The sequence below is a fragment of the Enterobacter sp. Lyrl_3 genome, from assembly GCF_051948675.1.
GTDB classification, from domain to species: domain Bacteria; phylum Pseudomonadota; class Gammaproteobacteria; order Enterobacterales; family Enterobacteriaceae; genus Enterobacter; species Enterobacter cloacae.
In genome coordinates this window covers 66,444-79,891 of sequence record NZ_JAYJLI010000007.1, presented here as the reverse complement: position 1 = coordinate 79,891, position 13,448 = coordinate 66,444, and the positions used below count along the sequence as shown (strand labels likewise).

Annotated in this window: 14 protein-coding genes; 10 read left to right on the top strand and 4 right to left on the bottom strand. The window is 55.4% G+C overall.

What is annotated here, in order from left to right:
* Window positions 1-40 precede the first annotated feature (40 nt).
* The 3 genes from VF709_RS14585 to VF709_RS14575 all read right to left on the bottom strand — a co-directional run bounded on the left by VF709_RS14585 (window position 41) and on the right by VF709_RS14575 (window position 2,441).
* Window positions 41-928 carry a GlxA family transcriptional regulator gene (locus VF709_RS14585; RefSeq protein WP_038418317.1) on the bottom strand — a complete coding sequence of 296 codons (888 nt, stop codon included), beginning with the start codon at window positions 926-928 and terminating at the stop codon, window positions 41-43.
* Between the two features lie 237 nt (window positions 929-1,165).
* The gene (locus VF709_RS14580) at window positions 1,166-1,648 is read right to left on the bottom strand and encodes a hypothetical protein (RefSeq protein WP_013094867.1); all 483 of its coding nucleotides are present in this window, start codon (window positions 1,646-1,648) and stop codon (window positions 1,166-1,168) included.
* 1 nt (window position 1,649) lies between these two features.
* Entirely contained in the window at window positions 1,650-2,441 is a 792-nt protein-coding gene (locus VF709_RS14575; protein ID WP_038418315.1) for a winged helix-turn-helix domain-containing protein, read from the bottom strand.
* Between the two features lie 710 nt (window positions 2,442-3,151).
* Here VF709_RS14575 and VF709_RS14570 point away from each other — a divergent pair.
* Genes VF709_RS14570 through VF709_RS14545 form a run of 6 tightly spaced genes read left to right on the top strand, consistent with a single transcriptional unit; the run spans window position 3,152 to window position 9,184 of the window.
* Window positions 3,152-3,754, top strand: coding sequence for a LuxR C-terminal-related transcriptional regulator (locus tag VF709_RS14570; protein ID WP_038418313.1), 603 nt, complete (start codon window positions 3,152-3,154; stop codon window positions 3,752-3,754).
* Between the two features lie 52 nt (window positions 3,755-3,806).
* Complete coding sequence (locus tag VF709_RS14565) at window positions 3,807-4,391, top strand: fimbrial protein (protein ID WP_013094864.1); 585 nt, start codon at window positions 3,807-3,809, stop codon at window positions 4,389-4,391.
* A gap of 53 nt (window positions 4,392-4,444) precedes the next feature.
* Entirely contained in the window at window positions 4,445-5,122 is a 678-nt protein-coding gene (locus VF709_RS14560; RefSeq protein ID WP_023621016.1) for a fimbrial biogenesis chaperone, read from the top strand.
* 23 nt (window positions 5,123-5,145) lie between these two features.
* Window positions 5,146-7,668, top strand: coding sequence for a fimbria/pilus outer membrane usher protein (locus VF709_RS14555; protein WP_139937352.1), 2,523 nt, complete (start codon window positions 5,146-5,148; stop codon window positions 7,666-7,668).
* The gene (locus VF709_RS14550; protein WP_023621018.1) at window positions 7,659-8,174 is read left to right on the top strand and encodes a fimbrial protein; all 516 of its coding nucleotides are present in this window, start codon (window positions 7,659-7,661) and stop codon (window positions 8,172-8,174) included. The genes VF709_RS14555 and VF709_RS14550 overlap by 10 nt, the downstream gene beginning before the upstream one ends.
* Entirely contained in the window at window positions 8,174-9,184 is a 1,011-nt protein-coding gene (locus tag VF709_RS14545) for a fimbrial protein (RefSeq protein WP_149896776.1), read from the top strand. Before VF709_RS14550 ends, VF709_RS14545 begins: the two co-directional genes overlap by 1 nt.
* Before the next feature lie 3 nt (window positions 9,185-9,187).
* On the opposite strand, the gene VF709_RS14540 is transcribed toward VF709_RS14545, so the two are convergent.
* Window positions 9,188-9,712: a lipocalin family protein gene (locus tag VF709_RS14540; RefSeq protein ID WP_149896761.1), complete on the bottom strand. Its 525-nt coding sequence runs from the start codon at window positions 9,710-9,712 to the stop codon at window positions 9,188-9,190.
* 117 nt (window positions 9,713-9,829) lie between these two features.
* On the opposite strand from VF709_RS14540, the gene VF709_RS14535 reads away from it, so the two are divergent.
* From VF709_RS14535 to VF709_RS14520, 4 genes are all read left to right on the top strand, one after another.
* Window positions 9,830-10,555, top strand: a complete 726-nt coding sequence (locus VF709_RS14535) for a MerR family transcriptional regulator (protein ID WP_020686466.1) — start codon at window positions 9,830-9,832, stop codon at window positions 10,553-10,555.
* Window positions 10,556-10,654: 99 nt separating this feature from the next.
* On the top strand, window positions 10,655-11,065 hold the full coding sequence (gene uraH / locus VF709_RS14530) for a hydroxyisourate hydrolase (RefSeq protein ID WP_013094857.1): 411 nt from the start codon (window positions 10,655-10,657) through the stop codon (window positions 11,063-11,065).
* A 102-nt stretch (window positions 11,066-11,167) separates the two neighbouring features.
* Entirely contained in the window at window positions 11,168-12,127 is a 960-nt protein-coding gene (locus tag VF709_RS14525; RefSeq protein ID WP_029881877.1) for a YbgA family protein, read from the top strand.
* Window positions 12,128-12,272: 145 nt separating this feature from the next.
* Window positions 12,273-13,361 carry an AAA family ATPase gene (locus VF709_RS14520; RefSeq protein ID WP_013094854.1) on the top strand — a complete coding sequence of 363 codons (1,089 nt, stop codon included), beginning with the start codon at window positions 12,273-12,275 and terminating at the stop codon, window positions 13,359-13,361.
* The last annotated feature ends 87 nt before the right edge of the window (window positions 13,362-13,448 follow it).

Below are 13,448 nucleotides of genomic sequence, written 5' to 3'. Positions count from 1 at the left end.
AACCAGTAATACCCTACGAAGAAAGCACGAAATCGGGGCATTAGCTCTGCGACGTGCGCCACACCCCAGGCGTACAGCCGTACTCAAGCTGGAAATGACGAATAAAATGGGCGCAGTCGCTAAAGCCCATCCGCCGCGCAATGTCCGTGACGCTTTGCTGCGAGTTCTTCAACAGCCAGCAGGCATAGCGCAGTCTGGCGCTGCGGATAAATTCACGTGCCGTTTTACCAAACTCAGCGTGAAACAGGCGATTAAGCTGACGCTCGCTCAGCTTGACGTCCTGGGCCAGCCCGGCGGCGCTAAGCGGGCGTGTCAGGTACTGTTCGATGATCATCACCGCTCTGCGCAGCCGCGAGTCCGGGATCAGCGCAATATTGGCAGGCCGCGGGGTAGTAACAGCGTGCGGTGAGAGCGATAAACGCCGTGACGTGGTGGCGGCAATATCGTCGCCCGCATGGGCGCGAATCAGCGCCGTGGTTAGCGTCAGCGTCGAGATCCCGCCCGGGCAGGTCAGCACATCGCCTTCATCGATAAAATCCAGCCCCTGCTCGGCATAAACCTGCGGAAACCGTTGCGTGAAGACGTCATGATGATAAGGATGGATCGAGGCGCGCCGTTCATTAAGGATCTCCTCTTCCGCCAGGATAAAGCTCCCGGTGCCAATACCGATCAGCGGAATGGCGTTGTGATGCGCCTCTGCAAGAAATGCCCGGTCGTCCGGGAGCCCCTTATCCAGATCCTCCAGGCTTCCGCCAATCACGGCAATATAGTCGTATTCCCCCGGAGTAAGATGCGCGGCTTCAGGCTGCACGCTAATACCGGCGCTGCTGGTGATGGGCAATTCCGCCCGGGTGCTTATCAGACTGAGTTTGAACGCGATTTTCTGTCTGGTTTTTTGTACACAGGACGCCGTACGTAACGCCTCCATTAACCCCGATAGGGCTAATAACGAAAAATGGGGCCACAGAAATAAACCGATATGCAGGGGTTTATTTCGTGCAGAACCACGCCTGCATGAGTCATCAGTTAAAGTCTTCATTACCTTGCCAAAAATATTAATTACATTATCGCAACATATTGTGTTGCTCTTATATTACTCTAAGATATTTCTTAGCGGTTCAATAAAGTATAAATGATGACCACAAAACAGCAACGCTTTTCCCGTTCAGCCCTCCGTTTTTGAGGGGTGGCACACATAGGTCGGTAACGTCCCCAGAATGAATAAATAATTATCATTCTGCTGTTTCTTAATTCGCATATAAATACTCTCGTTGGGGTAGATGAAAAATAACGGTTCGTACTTCTCCAGCCAGCTGTCGCTCACGTCATCATCGGGGAATTTGATATTGCGGACAGATCGCATGTAATAGACATTATCTTTGCGCTCTACCTGAAAGAATATTTTACGATTAAAGGTCTTACCCGGATCGCTCTTCACCCGACCGTTCATGCTGAGCGTGCCGTTGTTACCGTCCACCGTATAATTTAGCCACAGGGTCAGTGTCTCTTCAGGATGGTGCTGAATAAAGTTCACCTGACAGGCAAAAGGGTGAATGTAATAACGCTGCCACAGATAATAACCAGCGGCTAACGCCCCCACCAGCAGGCACAAACAGAGCGTTAACAGCGTTTGACGGTAACGAGCCATATTAATGATCCTGAATAAAGTAATCTGACATACAACGGTTTGGTTCCGTCATTGCCCGGTCGCAGCGGATCACCGAAGCACGCGGCAACAGGCTATATCCACTGATATAGATCCAGGGATAACTGCTGCATTCATCTTTAAATGGCGCAGCATAGGCCAGCGCTTTTTCCCTGTCCTGCGGCGTCTCGATATCGCGGGCAAAATAGAGCCGACACTCTCCCATCATTGTCGTGAAGCGGTAACCGTCCACAAAATAGTTGTCATGCGGCCGGCTATAGCTGATGACGCTCACGCTAATGATTAACAGCAGCGCCAGCAGTGCGCCCCCCAGCCAGAAGCGTCGTTTCGCAACCGGAGCAACGGGAGTGACAGGAGCCACGGGCTGCGGCACGCCAGCCTCTTCCTGAACGGTCTGGACCGGCGCTTCTGGCTCTGCCGAGGGCAACTGCGCCTCTTTAATCGTAATTTGCGTATCGCTTGCCAGCGTCAGGCCAATACGGGGGATCGTGACGATTGGATCGGTTTCAAACCCGGCTTTTTTCAGCCCCTTACGCAGAATAGAGATATTCTGGTAATAGGTATTCGGCGACACCATCATTCCCCGACGTTGCCAGACAATGTCCATACACTCCTGTTGAGTGACAATACTCCCGGCTCTTTCAATCAATAACAGCAAACAACGTCCGGCAGGCGAGTTTAATACCACCACCTGTTCAGGATTATTGAGGTCGCGTAATGTGCTGGCCGCAGGATGAAACTCGACGATGCCATTAATGATATAATACTTATGCATAAGACTCGTTAAATACCTCCTGTAAACGCCGGTTTAAGGATTAATGTGACCGATAAACCCGCGTCTGTATATCCTGGCGCCTGGCGAAAAATCTTATTTTTATTTTTTCTTAACCGCTTATCTGAAGTTCTCTTAACCGCCTTTTTGGCTATATGAGATCTGGCAAAGCACCTGAAAATGCCTCATGCTACCTTTCCCCACGCGGACTTGACACTGACAAAACTCGACAAAACGGCGAATTGAACGCTTCGGCCATCCGTGTCTGAATTATTCAGAGACCTTTATTCACTTTTTCCGAGGAAACCAGACAAGACGCGGCCTGTCGGCAATTCTAGTCATCTCAAACTCGTCTAAAAGACCCGTCATAATTAACAGTTTCACCTTGAAATTGTTAGCAGAAGTAAGTAACAAGGCGGAATACCTGACATCACCAGACAATTTCCTTACAAAACATTTAGTAAAGCCAACTTTTCATTAAAAAGTGTCGGTATGATTAATTACAGGCAAATATGAGGCAGCCGGTACGGCAGGGAGATAATGAAGAAATCCGTTTAGCTCAACTTAATACAAATTAAGATTAATTCAGATTACCTGTTTCGCACTATCCGTATAGTGACTCCATACCGTGCAATGCTTAATTGCTTCGAAAATACAGGCATCGTTCTGCCAGACGGGCGAGCCTCATTACAATTATAAATCGAGGGAATAACATGGCGAATAAAACCGGAAATAAACGTCATTTAACAACCGCACTGTTGGGAGGCGATCACTTTTCACGTCAGGGGATCGCCGCGGTATTAAAAAACATAGTTCCTGAAATGCAGGTAATAGCATCAAGCGATGATTATTCATTAATGGAAACCGTGTTTTTAACCACCCCCGTTGATGTCATTTTTTTATCCGGAACGGAAAAGTATCACGCGGGATTTGATTGCCTGAAATATATAAAAAACATCAAATCCCGCCAGCCTGACGTCCTTATTTGTATGTATTCCGCGCCAGCCAATTCCTGGCTGTGGATACGCGGCGATATAGATGCCTATATCTCGCTGCAGGAGCCACTTTATCACTGGCGAGCCAGCTTATTAAAAATGGTCGATAGCCGATATCGCCCAAAAAAGAAACCCACGGCGTTATCGCTGACGCCGGGCGAATGGCGAGTATTGAAGGATCTGCGAAAAGGTCTGGATATGCGTTATATCGCCGAAACAGAGCAGCTTTCTTACCGCCGCGTCAGCGCGTTAAAAAGCTCAGCGATAAGAAAACTTGGGCTCAGAAATAAGACAGATTTGCTGGTCTTTTTAACCAGTTAGATCTGTCGACCAAGAGCACAACCCGACATAACGACAACATGGAATCAGGACAATGAAAGCTCAATTTAAAACGAAAACACTGCTTGCCGTCGCCGTTGCGGCAGTACTGCCAGCAGGGTCGGCGTTCGCTGCAACCACCAGCGGCGGTACGGTGAACTTCAGCGGCAAGGTGGTGACCTCAGCCTGCGCCATCAGTGCTGGCAGCGCCAACATTGATGTCGACATGGGCGAAGTGCGTACCGCCACGCTGGCCGCGGCAGGCAGCGAAGCCAGCACCGCGAAAGCCTTCTCCATCACCCTGGAAGATTGCGAAATCGCCGATACCTCCGCCTCAACGGAAGACAATCCGATTGCCGCCACCACCGTGGCCGTGACCTTCACCGGTACGCCGGATGCGGCCGATGCCAACAGCCTGGCCGTTGGCGCAAACGGCGGCGCTAACTCGGCGCAGCACGTTGCGATTCGCCTGTACGACGAGCAGGGCAAAGTGGTGAAGCTGGGTGAACCTGCCGCCGCCATTCCTCTGCGTGCGGGGGCCAACACCCTGAACTTCAGCGCGAAATATTACTCACCGCAGGGCAACGCCACGGCGGGTGATGCCAGCGCGGTTGCAACCTACACCGTTACCTACTCGTAATTTTCAGGCCCGGTTCGCTGGCCGGGCCTGACTCAGCTTTAAGGAGACGCACCATGCGCGCAAAAGCAGGGATCTGTCTGGCTATTTCATTATGTTCATCCGCCGCATATGCAGGCGGCGTAGGGCTGGGCGCCACGCGAATGGTCTACTCCAGCACTACCAACCAGTCCATGCTGCAGGTCAGGAACACGCATCCCGACGCCACGTTCCTGATCCAGTCATGGATGGAAAACGAAAAAGGGCAAAAAACCAACGACTTCGTTATTACGCCGCCACTGTTCGTCATGAAACCGGCCAGCGAAAGCGCGGTGAAAATCATGTTTAACGGTAAAGCCCTGCCAGAGGATCGCGAAACGCTCTACTGGATGACGGTGAAAGCCATTCCACAGCAGACCAAAAGCGGTTCCGGCAATTCGCTGCAGTTTGCTTCGGCAAACCGCATCAAGGTGTTTTATCGCCCGGAGAGCCTTGGGCAAGGCGCAGGGGACGCCTGGAAAAGCCTGACCGGAGCCTATCGCGGCGGAAAGGTCACGCTCAGCAACCCAACGCCGTACTACCTCACCACCATCAACCTGAAAATCGATGGCATGCCGGTACAGCCGGTGATGGTGCCGCCGAAATCCAGCGTAACGCTGGGCGAAACCTTCAGCCACGCCAGCAGCGTGAGCTACCAGACCATTAACGATTACGGCGCATGGACGCCCGCGACACGCGCGGCATTGTCCCAATAATCCCGACTGTGAGGCGTGACCACGTGAAAAGAAAAATCCTGTGTGCCACGGTGATCTCCCTGGTAATTCGGCAGGCCATGGCGGCTGAAAGCGCGTTGCAATTTAACCCTGCGTTCCTCAACGGTGAGAGCGCCAACAGCGCCGATCTCGCCTGGGTCAACGCCGGGAGCGCATTACCGCCAGGCGATCACAACCTCAACGTGTATATCAATAACAACTATGCGTTCACCGGCAATGTCACGTTCCGCACCGCTGAAAATACAGGGGAAGCCCTGCCATGCCTCACGCCTGAACAGATCGCGGCGCTGGGCATCGACAGCCAGCAGGCGAAAGGCGGCGCACTGCCGCTCGCGCAGCGCTGCATTTTTCTGACGGAGGCGTTTGCCGATACCCGGTTTGATTTTGACCAGCAGACGCTCTCCCTCAGCTTCACCGTACCGCAGAGCGCGATGCGCAATTTGCCGCGCGGGTATGTCAGCCCGGAAAGCTGGGAAGCGGGCATTCCTGCCGCGTGGCTGAACTATGTGGTAAACGGCTCGAACAATGACTATCAGGGCGAGACGCGCACGCGCGACCAGCAGCTGTTTGCGAGCCTGAACAGCGGCATCAATCTCGGCGCGTGGCGGTTGCGTGATTTCACCACGTGGACCAAAGATACTAACGAACTCACCCACGTGCAGACCTGGCTGCAGCGGGATATTCCCGCCCTGAACGCGCAGGTTTACGCCGGGGAAACGTATACCTCCGCCCAGGTGTTCGACGCCGTGGGCCTGCGCGGCATTGCCCTGAAAACCGATGACAATATGCTGCCTGCCAGCCTGAGCGGCTATGCGCCGGAAGTGCGCGGCATCGCCCGCAGCAACGCCACGGTGACGGTTCGCCAGAACGGTAATATCATTTATCAAACCTCAGTGCCGCCGGGGGCGTTTGTGCTGAAAGATCTCTACCCGACCTCTTCCGGGGGCGATCTCGCGGTCACGATCCAGGAGAACGACGGCAGCCAGACGCAGTACACGCTTCCGTATGCCAGCGTGCCAAACCTGGTGCGTAACGGACAGCTGAAATATGCCCTGGGAGCAGGAAAATATCGTCCGATGGGCCATCAGGATGCGCCCTCTTTCGCGCAGGGCGAGCTGTTCTACGGCTGGCGTTATGGCCTGACATTTTACGGTGGGGCGCAGTTTGCCGATCGCTATAACGGTCTGGCCTTCGGGATTGGGCAGAACCTGGGGCGCTTTGGCGCGTATTCAATCGACCTGACCCACGCCCGCAGCCAGCTGGCGGACGACCAGCACTACACCGGCGATTCCGTGCGCCTGCGTTACAGCAAGCTGCTGAATGATATCGGCACGCGGGTTAATTTTTTCTCGCTGCGCTACTCAACGAAAGGGTTTTATACCCTGAGCGATACCACGTACAAGGGCATGGCGGGCGGATCTCCAAAGCAGATTGTGGAAGACGATGGCACCGTCACCACCCACTACGACACGGTATATAACCTGCGCATGTCGCGTAAGGCCAAAAACCAGCTGCTGCTGTCACAGCCGATGGGGCAATACGGTTCGCTGTCGCTGTCGTGGGATCAGCAAACCTACTGGAACACGTCGAAAACCACGCAAAGTTTGCAGTTCGCGTGGAATGCCACGTTTCGTAACGTGTCGCTTGGCGTCAGCGTTCAGCGCAGCTCTAGCCTGTATGACGACAAAAAAGATAACGTGCTGGCGATGTCACTTTCGGTGCCGCTGGGCAACCCGGCGCTGTCGACCCGCGCCCGCTTTACCACCACCCATGCGGATTCAACCGGCACTACGGCCAGTACCGGCGTGAGCGGTTATCTGCCGGGCCAGGAGAACCTGTTTTACAGCGTCAACCAGCGCTATAGCGCGCAGCAGCACTACGGCGGCGACGCCACGCTGCAATACGAAGGCGCAAAAGGAGACTACAACCTGGGCTACAGCTACACCCGCGATTCCCGCAACCTCAGCTACGGGATGAGCGGCGGCGCGGTGCTGCATGAAGATGGTCTGACGCTGAGCCAGCCGCTCGGCAACACCAACATTCTGGTGAAAGCCCCGGGCGCCAGCGACGTTGCCGTGCTTAACCACAAGGGTATCAAAACCGACAGCCGGGGCTACGCGGTGATCCCCTACGCCACGCCGTACCGCGTGAACCAGGTCGCGCTGGATGTCACAACCGCAGGTAATGACGTGGAGCTGGAGAATGCCATCGTCAATAAAACGCCGACCGACGGCGCGCTGGTTCGCGCCACCCTTGTCACGCGCCAGGGGAAAAAAGCGATGTTTGTCGTGCGCCGCGGCAACGACGTGCTGCCCTTCGGCACGCTGGTCTCACTGAACGATGACAAAACCAGCGGCATCGTCGGCGACGGCGGCAGCCTGTATCTGTCGGGGTTAACCGAGCAGGGCACGTTGAGTGCCGTATGGGGGCGCAACAGCGACCAGCGCTGCACCATCAACTACGCGTTGAACAAGCAGAGCTATAACGCCCGCACCGGGCTCTATTCACAGGAGGTGGTATGTCAGTAACGCTTCGGACGTTCAGCATCGCTTTGCTGATCTTCACGTTCCCGGTTCGCGGCTATGACGTGCTGGTTTCCGTCACCGGGAATTTGATCGGCAACACCTGCGTTGTCGCGGCGGACTCTAAAGAGCAGGACGTTCCGCTGGGTACCATCGGGATTAAACAATTCCCCCGTGCAGGCGCGGTCAGCAATATCAAAACGCCCTTCACGATCAGGCTTGAAGCGTGCGGGCCAACCTTTGCCGGGGTCAAAATCCGCTTCAGCGGCACGCCGGATAACGACAACCCGCAGCTGGTGAAAATTGCCGACGGCGGCGCCACCGGCGTGGCGGTGCAGATCCTCGATAAAGACGGCGGGCTGATCCCCCTCGACACGCAAACCACCGCCCGGGGCACGCCGGGCGATGACAGCGTAGAGATGACCTTCTACGCTCGGCTGGCCGCCACGGGCGCGCCGGTGAATGCCGGAGACGTCTCCGCTTTTGCCACCTGGACCACGGAGTATCAATGATGCGTTTATTCTTGTTTATTAGCGGATTACTGATCTGCGCCAGCGCACAGGCGATGGAATGGAAATCAGATATCACCCTCTCCCCGCAGCCGATGACCTACAGCGGCCCGGCAGATTCGGTGGTGCCGGGGAGCATTATCGGCTCCACCTGGAGCGCCTCCGTCAGCGTACAACAGGTGTTCTGGTGTGGGTTTGTTTTTCACTGCACTAAAAGCACGCTGGAGCCGAGCAGCAGCGCGATCTCAAGCGGGATGACGGTCACCGTCGACGGGGTGAACTACACCATTTTTGAAACCGGCGTTCCAGGCGTGGGTTATATCATCGGGCTGAAGGATTTTAATGGGACGAAATACATTCCCCTGCAAACCGGTGTGACGCAGAGCTATCCGGCAGAAGGCACCAGTACAAGCACCCAGGATCTGGGGTGGTCGGCAAAGGTCACCTTCATAAAAACCGGTGTCGCCCTGAAATCCGGCGTGTATCAAATTCCGACTATCAACGCCGCGGTGCTAACCGCCTATAACAACGAGGTCAAAACGGCAAAGGTCATCATTAACCCCACCACCATCACCGTGACGGCGAGCGGCTGTACGGTGGGCACCAAAAGCGCGAACGTCGATCTGGGTACGATCGATATCCGCACGCTGGCCACCGTGGGCAGTACATCGCCTTCGGGTGCGTTTAACGTCAGCCTGACCTGTGACGCGAACGTCGCGGTGAGCGCGGTGATGACCGATCAGACCACGCCGTCAAACACCTCGTCGGTGGTGACGCTGACCGGCGACTCCACCGCGTCCGGCGTAGGGGTGCAGTTTTTCTTTAACGGCACCGGCCCGCTGATGATGGGGCCGGACAGCTCGGCGGCGGGCACAACTAATCAGTTCTTTATCCAGAGCACCACTGCGGCACAAACCCTGTCGCTGCCGTTCCAGGCGCAATACATCCGAACCGGCGAACTTGTCCCCGGCTCGGCGAACGCGCTGGCAAGCATTACGTTCTCGTACCAGTAGGGATTAATGTTTTACCCACACCAGCTGATCGACCCGGAAGCCCAGACTGCGCGCGGTGTTCAGGTAATCCTGCTTCACCGCGTCCGGCACGGTTGGCGTGCGCGACAAAATCCACAGGTAGTCGCGGTTCGGGCCGCTGACCAGCGCGTACTGGTACTTATCGTCCAGCTTGATGACGTTATAGCCGCCGTAGAACGGGCCGAAGAACGAAACCTTCAGCGCGGCGGTGGTTGGCACGCCGGTAAAGTACGCTTTGCCTTCACTCTCGTTCCATTTGTTCTTCACCGGGTCGTAACCCCGGTTAAGCACGCTGATTCCGCCATCGCTCCGTTGGCCGTAGGTGGCCGTCACCTGCTCCAGCCCGCGTTCAAAGCGGTTCTCCAGGCGGGCGACTTCATACCACTTGCCGAGATAGCGGCTGGCATCAAAACCGGAAATAGGCTGTACGCCTTTCGGCGGCGTGGGGGATTTACAGGCTACAAGGGTCAGCGCAATGGCAACCCCGGTGACAACAGGCCATAGCTTCATGAGAATTCCTTTCATTTGCACGGTTGGATGTTAAGTGTAGTGCACCCTTTCGGCGCTTCATCCCGTTCTGAAAAATTCGTAGTATATTGAGAGTATTCCTCCACTCTGGACATGGACATGGCTTACTCCATCGGCGAATTCGCCAGACTTAGCGGCATCACCGCCACCACGCTGCGGGCGTGGCAGCGTCGTTATGGTTTACTCAAGCCACAGCGCACGGAGGGCGGCCACCGCCAGTACAGCGATGAAGACGTTCAGCAGGCGCTGAAAATCCTCGACTGGGTGAAAAAAGGCGTGCCCATTGGCCAGGTAAAACCCCTGCTTGAGCGCCCTGTACCCCGCCGGACCAACAACTGGCAAACGCTACAGCAGAACATGCTGGAACGCCTGCAGGGGGGCAAAATCGAGTCCCTGCGCCAGATGATTTACGACGCGGGCCGCGAATACCCCAGACCTGAACTGGTGACCAACGTGCTGCGTCCGCTGCGCAGCCAGGTGTCCGCCAACGTCGCCGCCGCCATGACTCTGCGCGCGATCCTCGACGGCATCCTCATCGCCTACACCTCGTTTTGCCTTGAAGGCGATAAAAAAGCGCCGGGCGATAACATTCTGCTCAGCGGCTGGTACCTGAACGACCCGTGTGAAATCTGGCTCGAAGCCTTGTCGCGGACCGGCCAGGGTCACCGCATCGACGTGTTACCCACGCCCCCTGCCACGCTGGCACCGGAGATATTCCCCGATCGCAAATGGTTGCTGGTCACCAGCGGTAAACTGACCGCCGCGCGGAAAAAACAGGTGGCGCAGTGGCAGCAGCAGCTTTCCCTTGAGGTCATTATCCTCTAATGATTTTCTCCTGCGGGAATCTTCACGAAAAGTTGAATATTTTTCCGCGCCGCAGATGCTAACGTTTTCCTGTGACTGACAACTTCACAGGAAAACAACATGAAAAAAACTGCCCCTCTGCTGATCCTGGCCTCCATGGCTTTTGCCCCTGCCGCCTTCAGTGCCCCTGCCGGCACGCTGAGCGTACACGTTCTCGACCAGCAAACCGGCATGCCGCCATCGGATGTCACCGTTACCCTGGAAAAGCAGCAGCAGGACAAATGGATCCCGGTTGCCAGCGGCAAAACCGACCATGACGGACGTATTAAATCGCTCTATCCCCAGGAACAGGACATGCAGCCTGGCGTGTATAAAGTGACCTTCAAAACCGCAGACTATTTCCACGCTAAAAAGCTGGAGACATTCTTCCCGGAAGTACCGGTGCTGTTTACCGTCACCCGGACCAACGAGAAACTGCACATTCCACTTCTGCTGAGTCAGTACGGTTATTCAACCTACAAGGGCAGTTAAAAACTATTGATTTTAAAAGGCAATAAAAAATACCTCCGCCAATACTTGGACAAATAAGCAAGATTGTGTAAGTTTTAAGTATTGGCTCTGGAGGAACATACCATGACAACGAAACCTGTGCTGGGTATTAGCGGCTGCTTGACCGGGTCCGCCGTTCGCTTTGACGGCGGGCATAAGCGTATGGGTTTCGTCATGGATGAGCTGGCCCAGTGGGTGAATTTCCGACCCGTTTGCCCCGAAATGGCCATCGGCTTGCCCACACCACGCCCTGCGCTGCGTTTGATCATGACGACCGGTGGCGACACGCAGATGCGTTTTAGCCATCCGCCGCATGATGATGTCACGCAGAAAATGGCCGACTTTACGGCCAGTTATCTGCCAAAGATCGGCGATCTCGCCGGGTTTATCGTCTGTGCAAAATCCCCCAGCTGTGGCATGGAACGCGTGCGCGTGTACGATGAAAACGGCAACCGGGGCCGCAAGGAGGGCGTCGGGCTGTTCACCGCCGCGCTCCTTGAAACCTGGCCGTGGCTGCCCGTAGAAGAGGATGGCCGTCTGCACGACCCGGTGCTGCGAGAAAACTTCGTCGAGCGCGTTTTTGCGCTGCACGAATTGAACACGCTGCGTAAAAACGGCCTGACGCGCCGCGCGCTGCTGGATTTTCACAGCCGCTACAAACTGCAGCTGCTGGCACACCATCAGGCGGGTTACCGTGAGATTGGCCCATTTGTCGCCTCGCTGCATGAATGGGACGATCTGGACGCGTTCTTCGAGGCGTACCGCGAAAAACTGATGACCATCCTGAAAAAGCCCGCCTCGCGGAAAAATCACACCAACGTGCTGATGCATATTCAGGGCTATTTCCGTAACCAGCTTAACAGCCGCCAGCGGGGTGAGCTTCGTGACGTGATCCTGCATTACCGCGAAGGGCTTCTGCCCATTCTTGCGCCGATCACGCTGCTAAAACATTACCTTGCCGAATACCCGGATCAGTATCTGATGACGCAAAACTACTTTGATCCCTATCCTGATGATTTGGGTCTGCGTCTGGCCGTTAAATAATCAATAAGGCGAAGGCCCCCATTGACCCTCAGGGGCCCGAAGCAGTAGCCCGTTTAGACGACATCCTCACTGTCGTCTCTTTTTTGCATTTCGCCTGAAAGGCTGTAAATATATACAGGTTATAACGCAAAAAAGGGATCGGCCTGTGATTAACACCCTACACATTCAAAACTACCGCTCAATTCGCGATATGTCGCTGGAGCTGGAACAGCTCAACATTGTCTTCGGCCCGAATGGCACCGGGAAATCAAATATTTACAAGGCGATCCACCTGATGCACAGCGCCGCGCAGGGGCAGTTTTCTCAGGCTCTGGCGAATGAAGGCGGGATCTTGAAAGTGTTCTGGGCGGGTAAAACCCGCAGCGACCAGCTGCGACGGATGAACCTGGCGGTAGAAACCGAAACCTACGAATACGAGCTGCAGGTAGGCTTTGTTGAGAAGCTGCCCTATCCCTCGCAGTTTCAGCTCGATCCGGTGATCAAGGAAGAGTCGCTCTGGCTGAGCGGGCAGCACCGCCGCCCGTCTGCACAGCTGATGAAGCGCAGAAATCAGGCGGTTTTCCTGAATAACGTCCATCACGAGAAAGTGACCCACAGCGGCACGCTGTACGAGAACGAATCGGTATTCGGCCAGCTCGGCGAACCGCACCTTTACCCGGAAGTGTCGCAGATGCGCGAGTCCCTGCGTAACTGGCGATTTTATCATGAGTTTTCCGTTGCAAGCGGCTCCATGATGCGTGCCCCGCAGGTGGGTTTCCGCTCTCCGGTGCTGGCGAGCGACGGCGCCAACCTCGCGGCGGCGTTTCAGACCATTGTCGAGATTGGCGATGAACTGCTGCTGATGCGCATTCTTGATCAGGCTTTCCCCGGCTGCGTGTTTTACAGCGACAACACCGGCGGACGTTTTCGCATGATGATGCAGCGCGAGGGCTTAAGCCGCCCGCTGGAACCGGCGGAGTTCTCTGACGGCACGCTGCGCTTTTTATGCCTGGCGGTGGCATTGTTAAGCCCGCGCCCACCGGCGTTTATCGCCCTCAACGAACCGGAAAACAGCCTGCATCCGCAGATGCTGCCCGCGCTGGCAAGCCTGATTGCCGAGGCCAGCCGCTACTCGCAGATCTGGCTCACCAGCCACTCGCCGGAGCTGGCGACGTTGATTGAGAAGCACCGATCGTTTTCGCTGTATCAGCTGTCAATGACGGAGGGAGAGACGAAGATGGAGAAGCTGGGGTAAGAAGGGGCTTTCATTTTCTTTAACGCAAATAACCACAATATAAGACGGGTCTTTTGGAAAAGAGTACAATGCCATCAGTATTTTAAC

What these genes read in the sequence shown, in the direction of transcription:
- VF709_RS14585 (WP_038418317.1), bottom strand. Translation starts at nt 928, where the DNA reads ATGGAGGCGTTACGTACGGCGTCCTGTGTACAAAAAACCAGACAGAAA.
- VF709_RS14580 (WP_013094867.1), bottom strand. Translation starts at nt 1,648, where the DNA reads ATGGCTCGTTACCGTCAAACGCTGTTAACGCTCTGTTTGTGCCTGCTG.
- VF709_RS14575 (WP_038418315.1), bottom strand. Translation starts at nt 2,441, where the DNA reads ATGCATAAGTATTATATCATTAATGGCATCGTCGAGTTTCATCCTGCG.
- VF709_RS14570 (WP_038418313.1), top strand. Translation starts at nt 3,152, where the DNA reads ATGGCGAATAAAACCGGAAATAAACGTCATTTAACAACCGCACTGTTG.
- VF709_RS14565 (WP_013094864.1), top strand. Translation starts at nt 3,807, where the DNA reads ATGAAAGCTCAATTTAAAACGAAAACACTGCTTGCCGTCGCCGTTGCG.
- VF709_RS14560 (WP_023621016.1), top strand. Translation starts at nt 4,445, where the DNA reads ATGCGCGCAAAAGCAGGGATCTGTCTGGCTATTTCATTATGTTCATCC.
- VF709_RS14550 (WP_023621018.1), top strand. Translation starts at nt 7,659, where the DNA reads ATGTCAGTAACGCTTCGGACGTTCAGCATCGCTTTGCTGATCTTCACG.
- VF709_RS14545 (WP_149896776.1), top strand. Translation starts at nt 8,174, where the DNA reads ATGCGTTTATTCTTGTTTATTAGCGGATTACTGATCTGCGCCAGCGCA.
- VF709_RS14540 (WP_149896761.1), bottom strand. Translation starts at nt 9,712, where the DNA reads ATGAAGCTATGGCCTGTTGTCACCGGGGTTGCCATTGCGCTGACCCTT.
- VF709_RS14535 (WP_020686466.1), top strand. Translation starts at nt 9,830, where the DNA reads ATGGCTTACTCCATCGGCGAATTCGCCAGACTTAGCGGCATCACCGCC.
- uraH (WP_013094857.1), top strand. Translation starts at nt 10,655, where the DNA reads ATGAAAAAAACTGCCCCTCTGCTGATCCTGGCCTCCATGGCTTTTGCC.
- VF709_RS14525 (WP_029881877.1), top strand. Translation starts at nt 11,168, where the DNA reads ATGACAACGAAACCTGTGCTGGGTATTAGCGGCTGCTTGACCGGGTCC.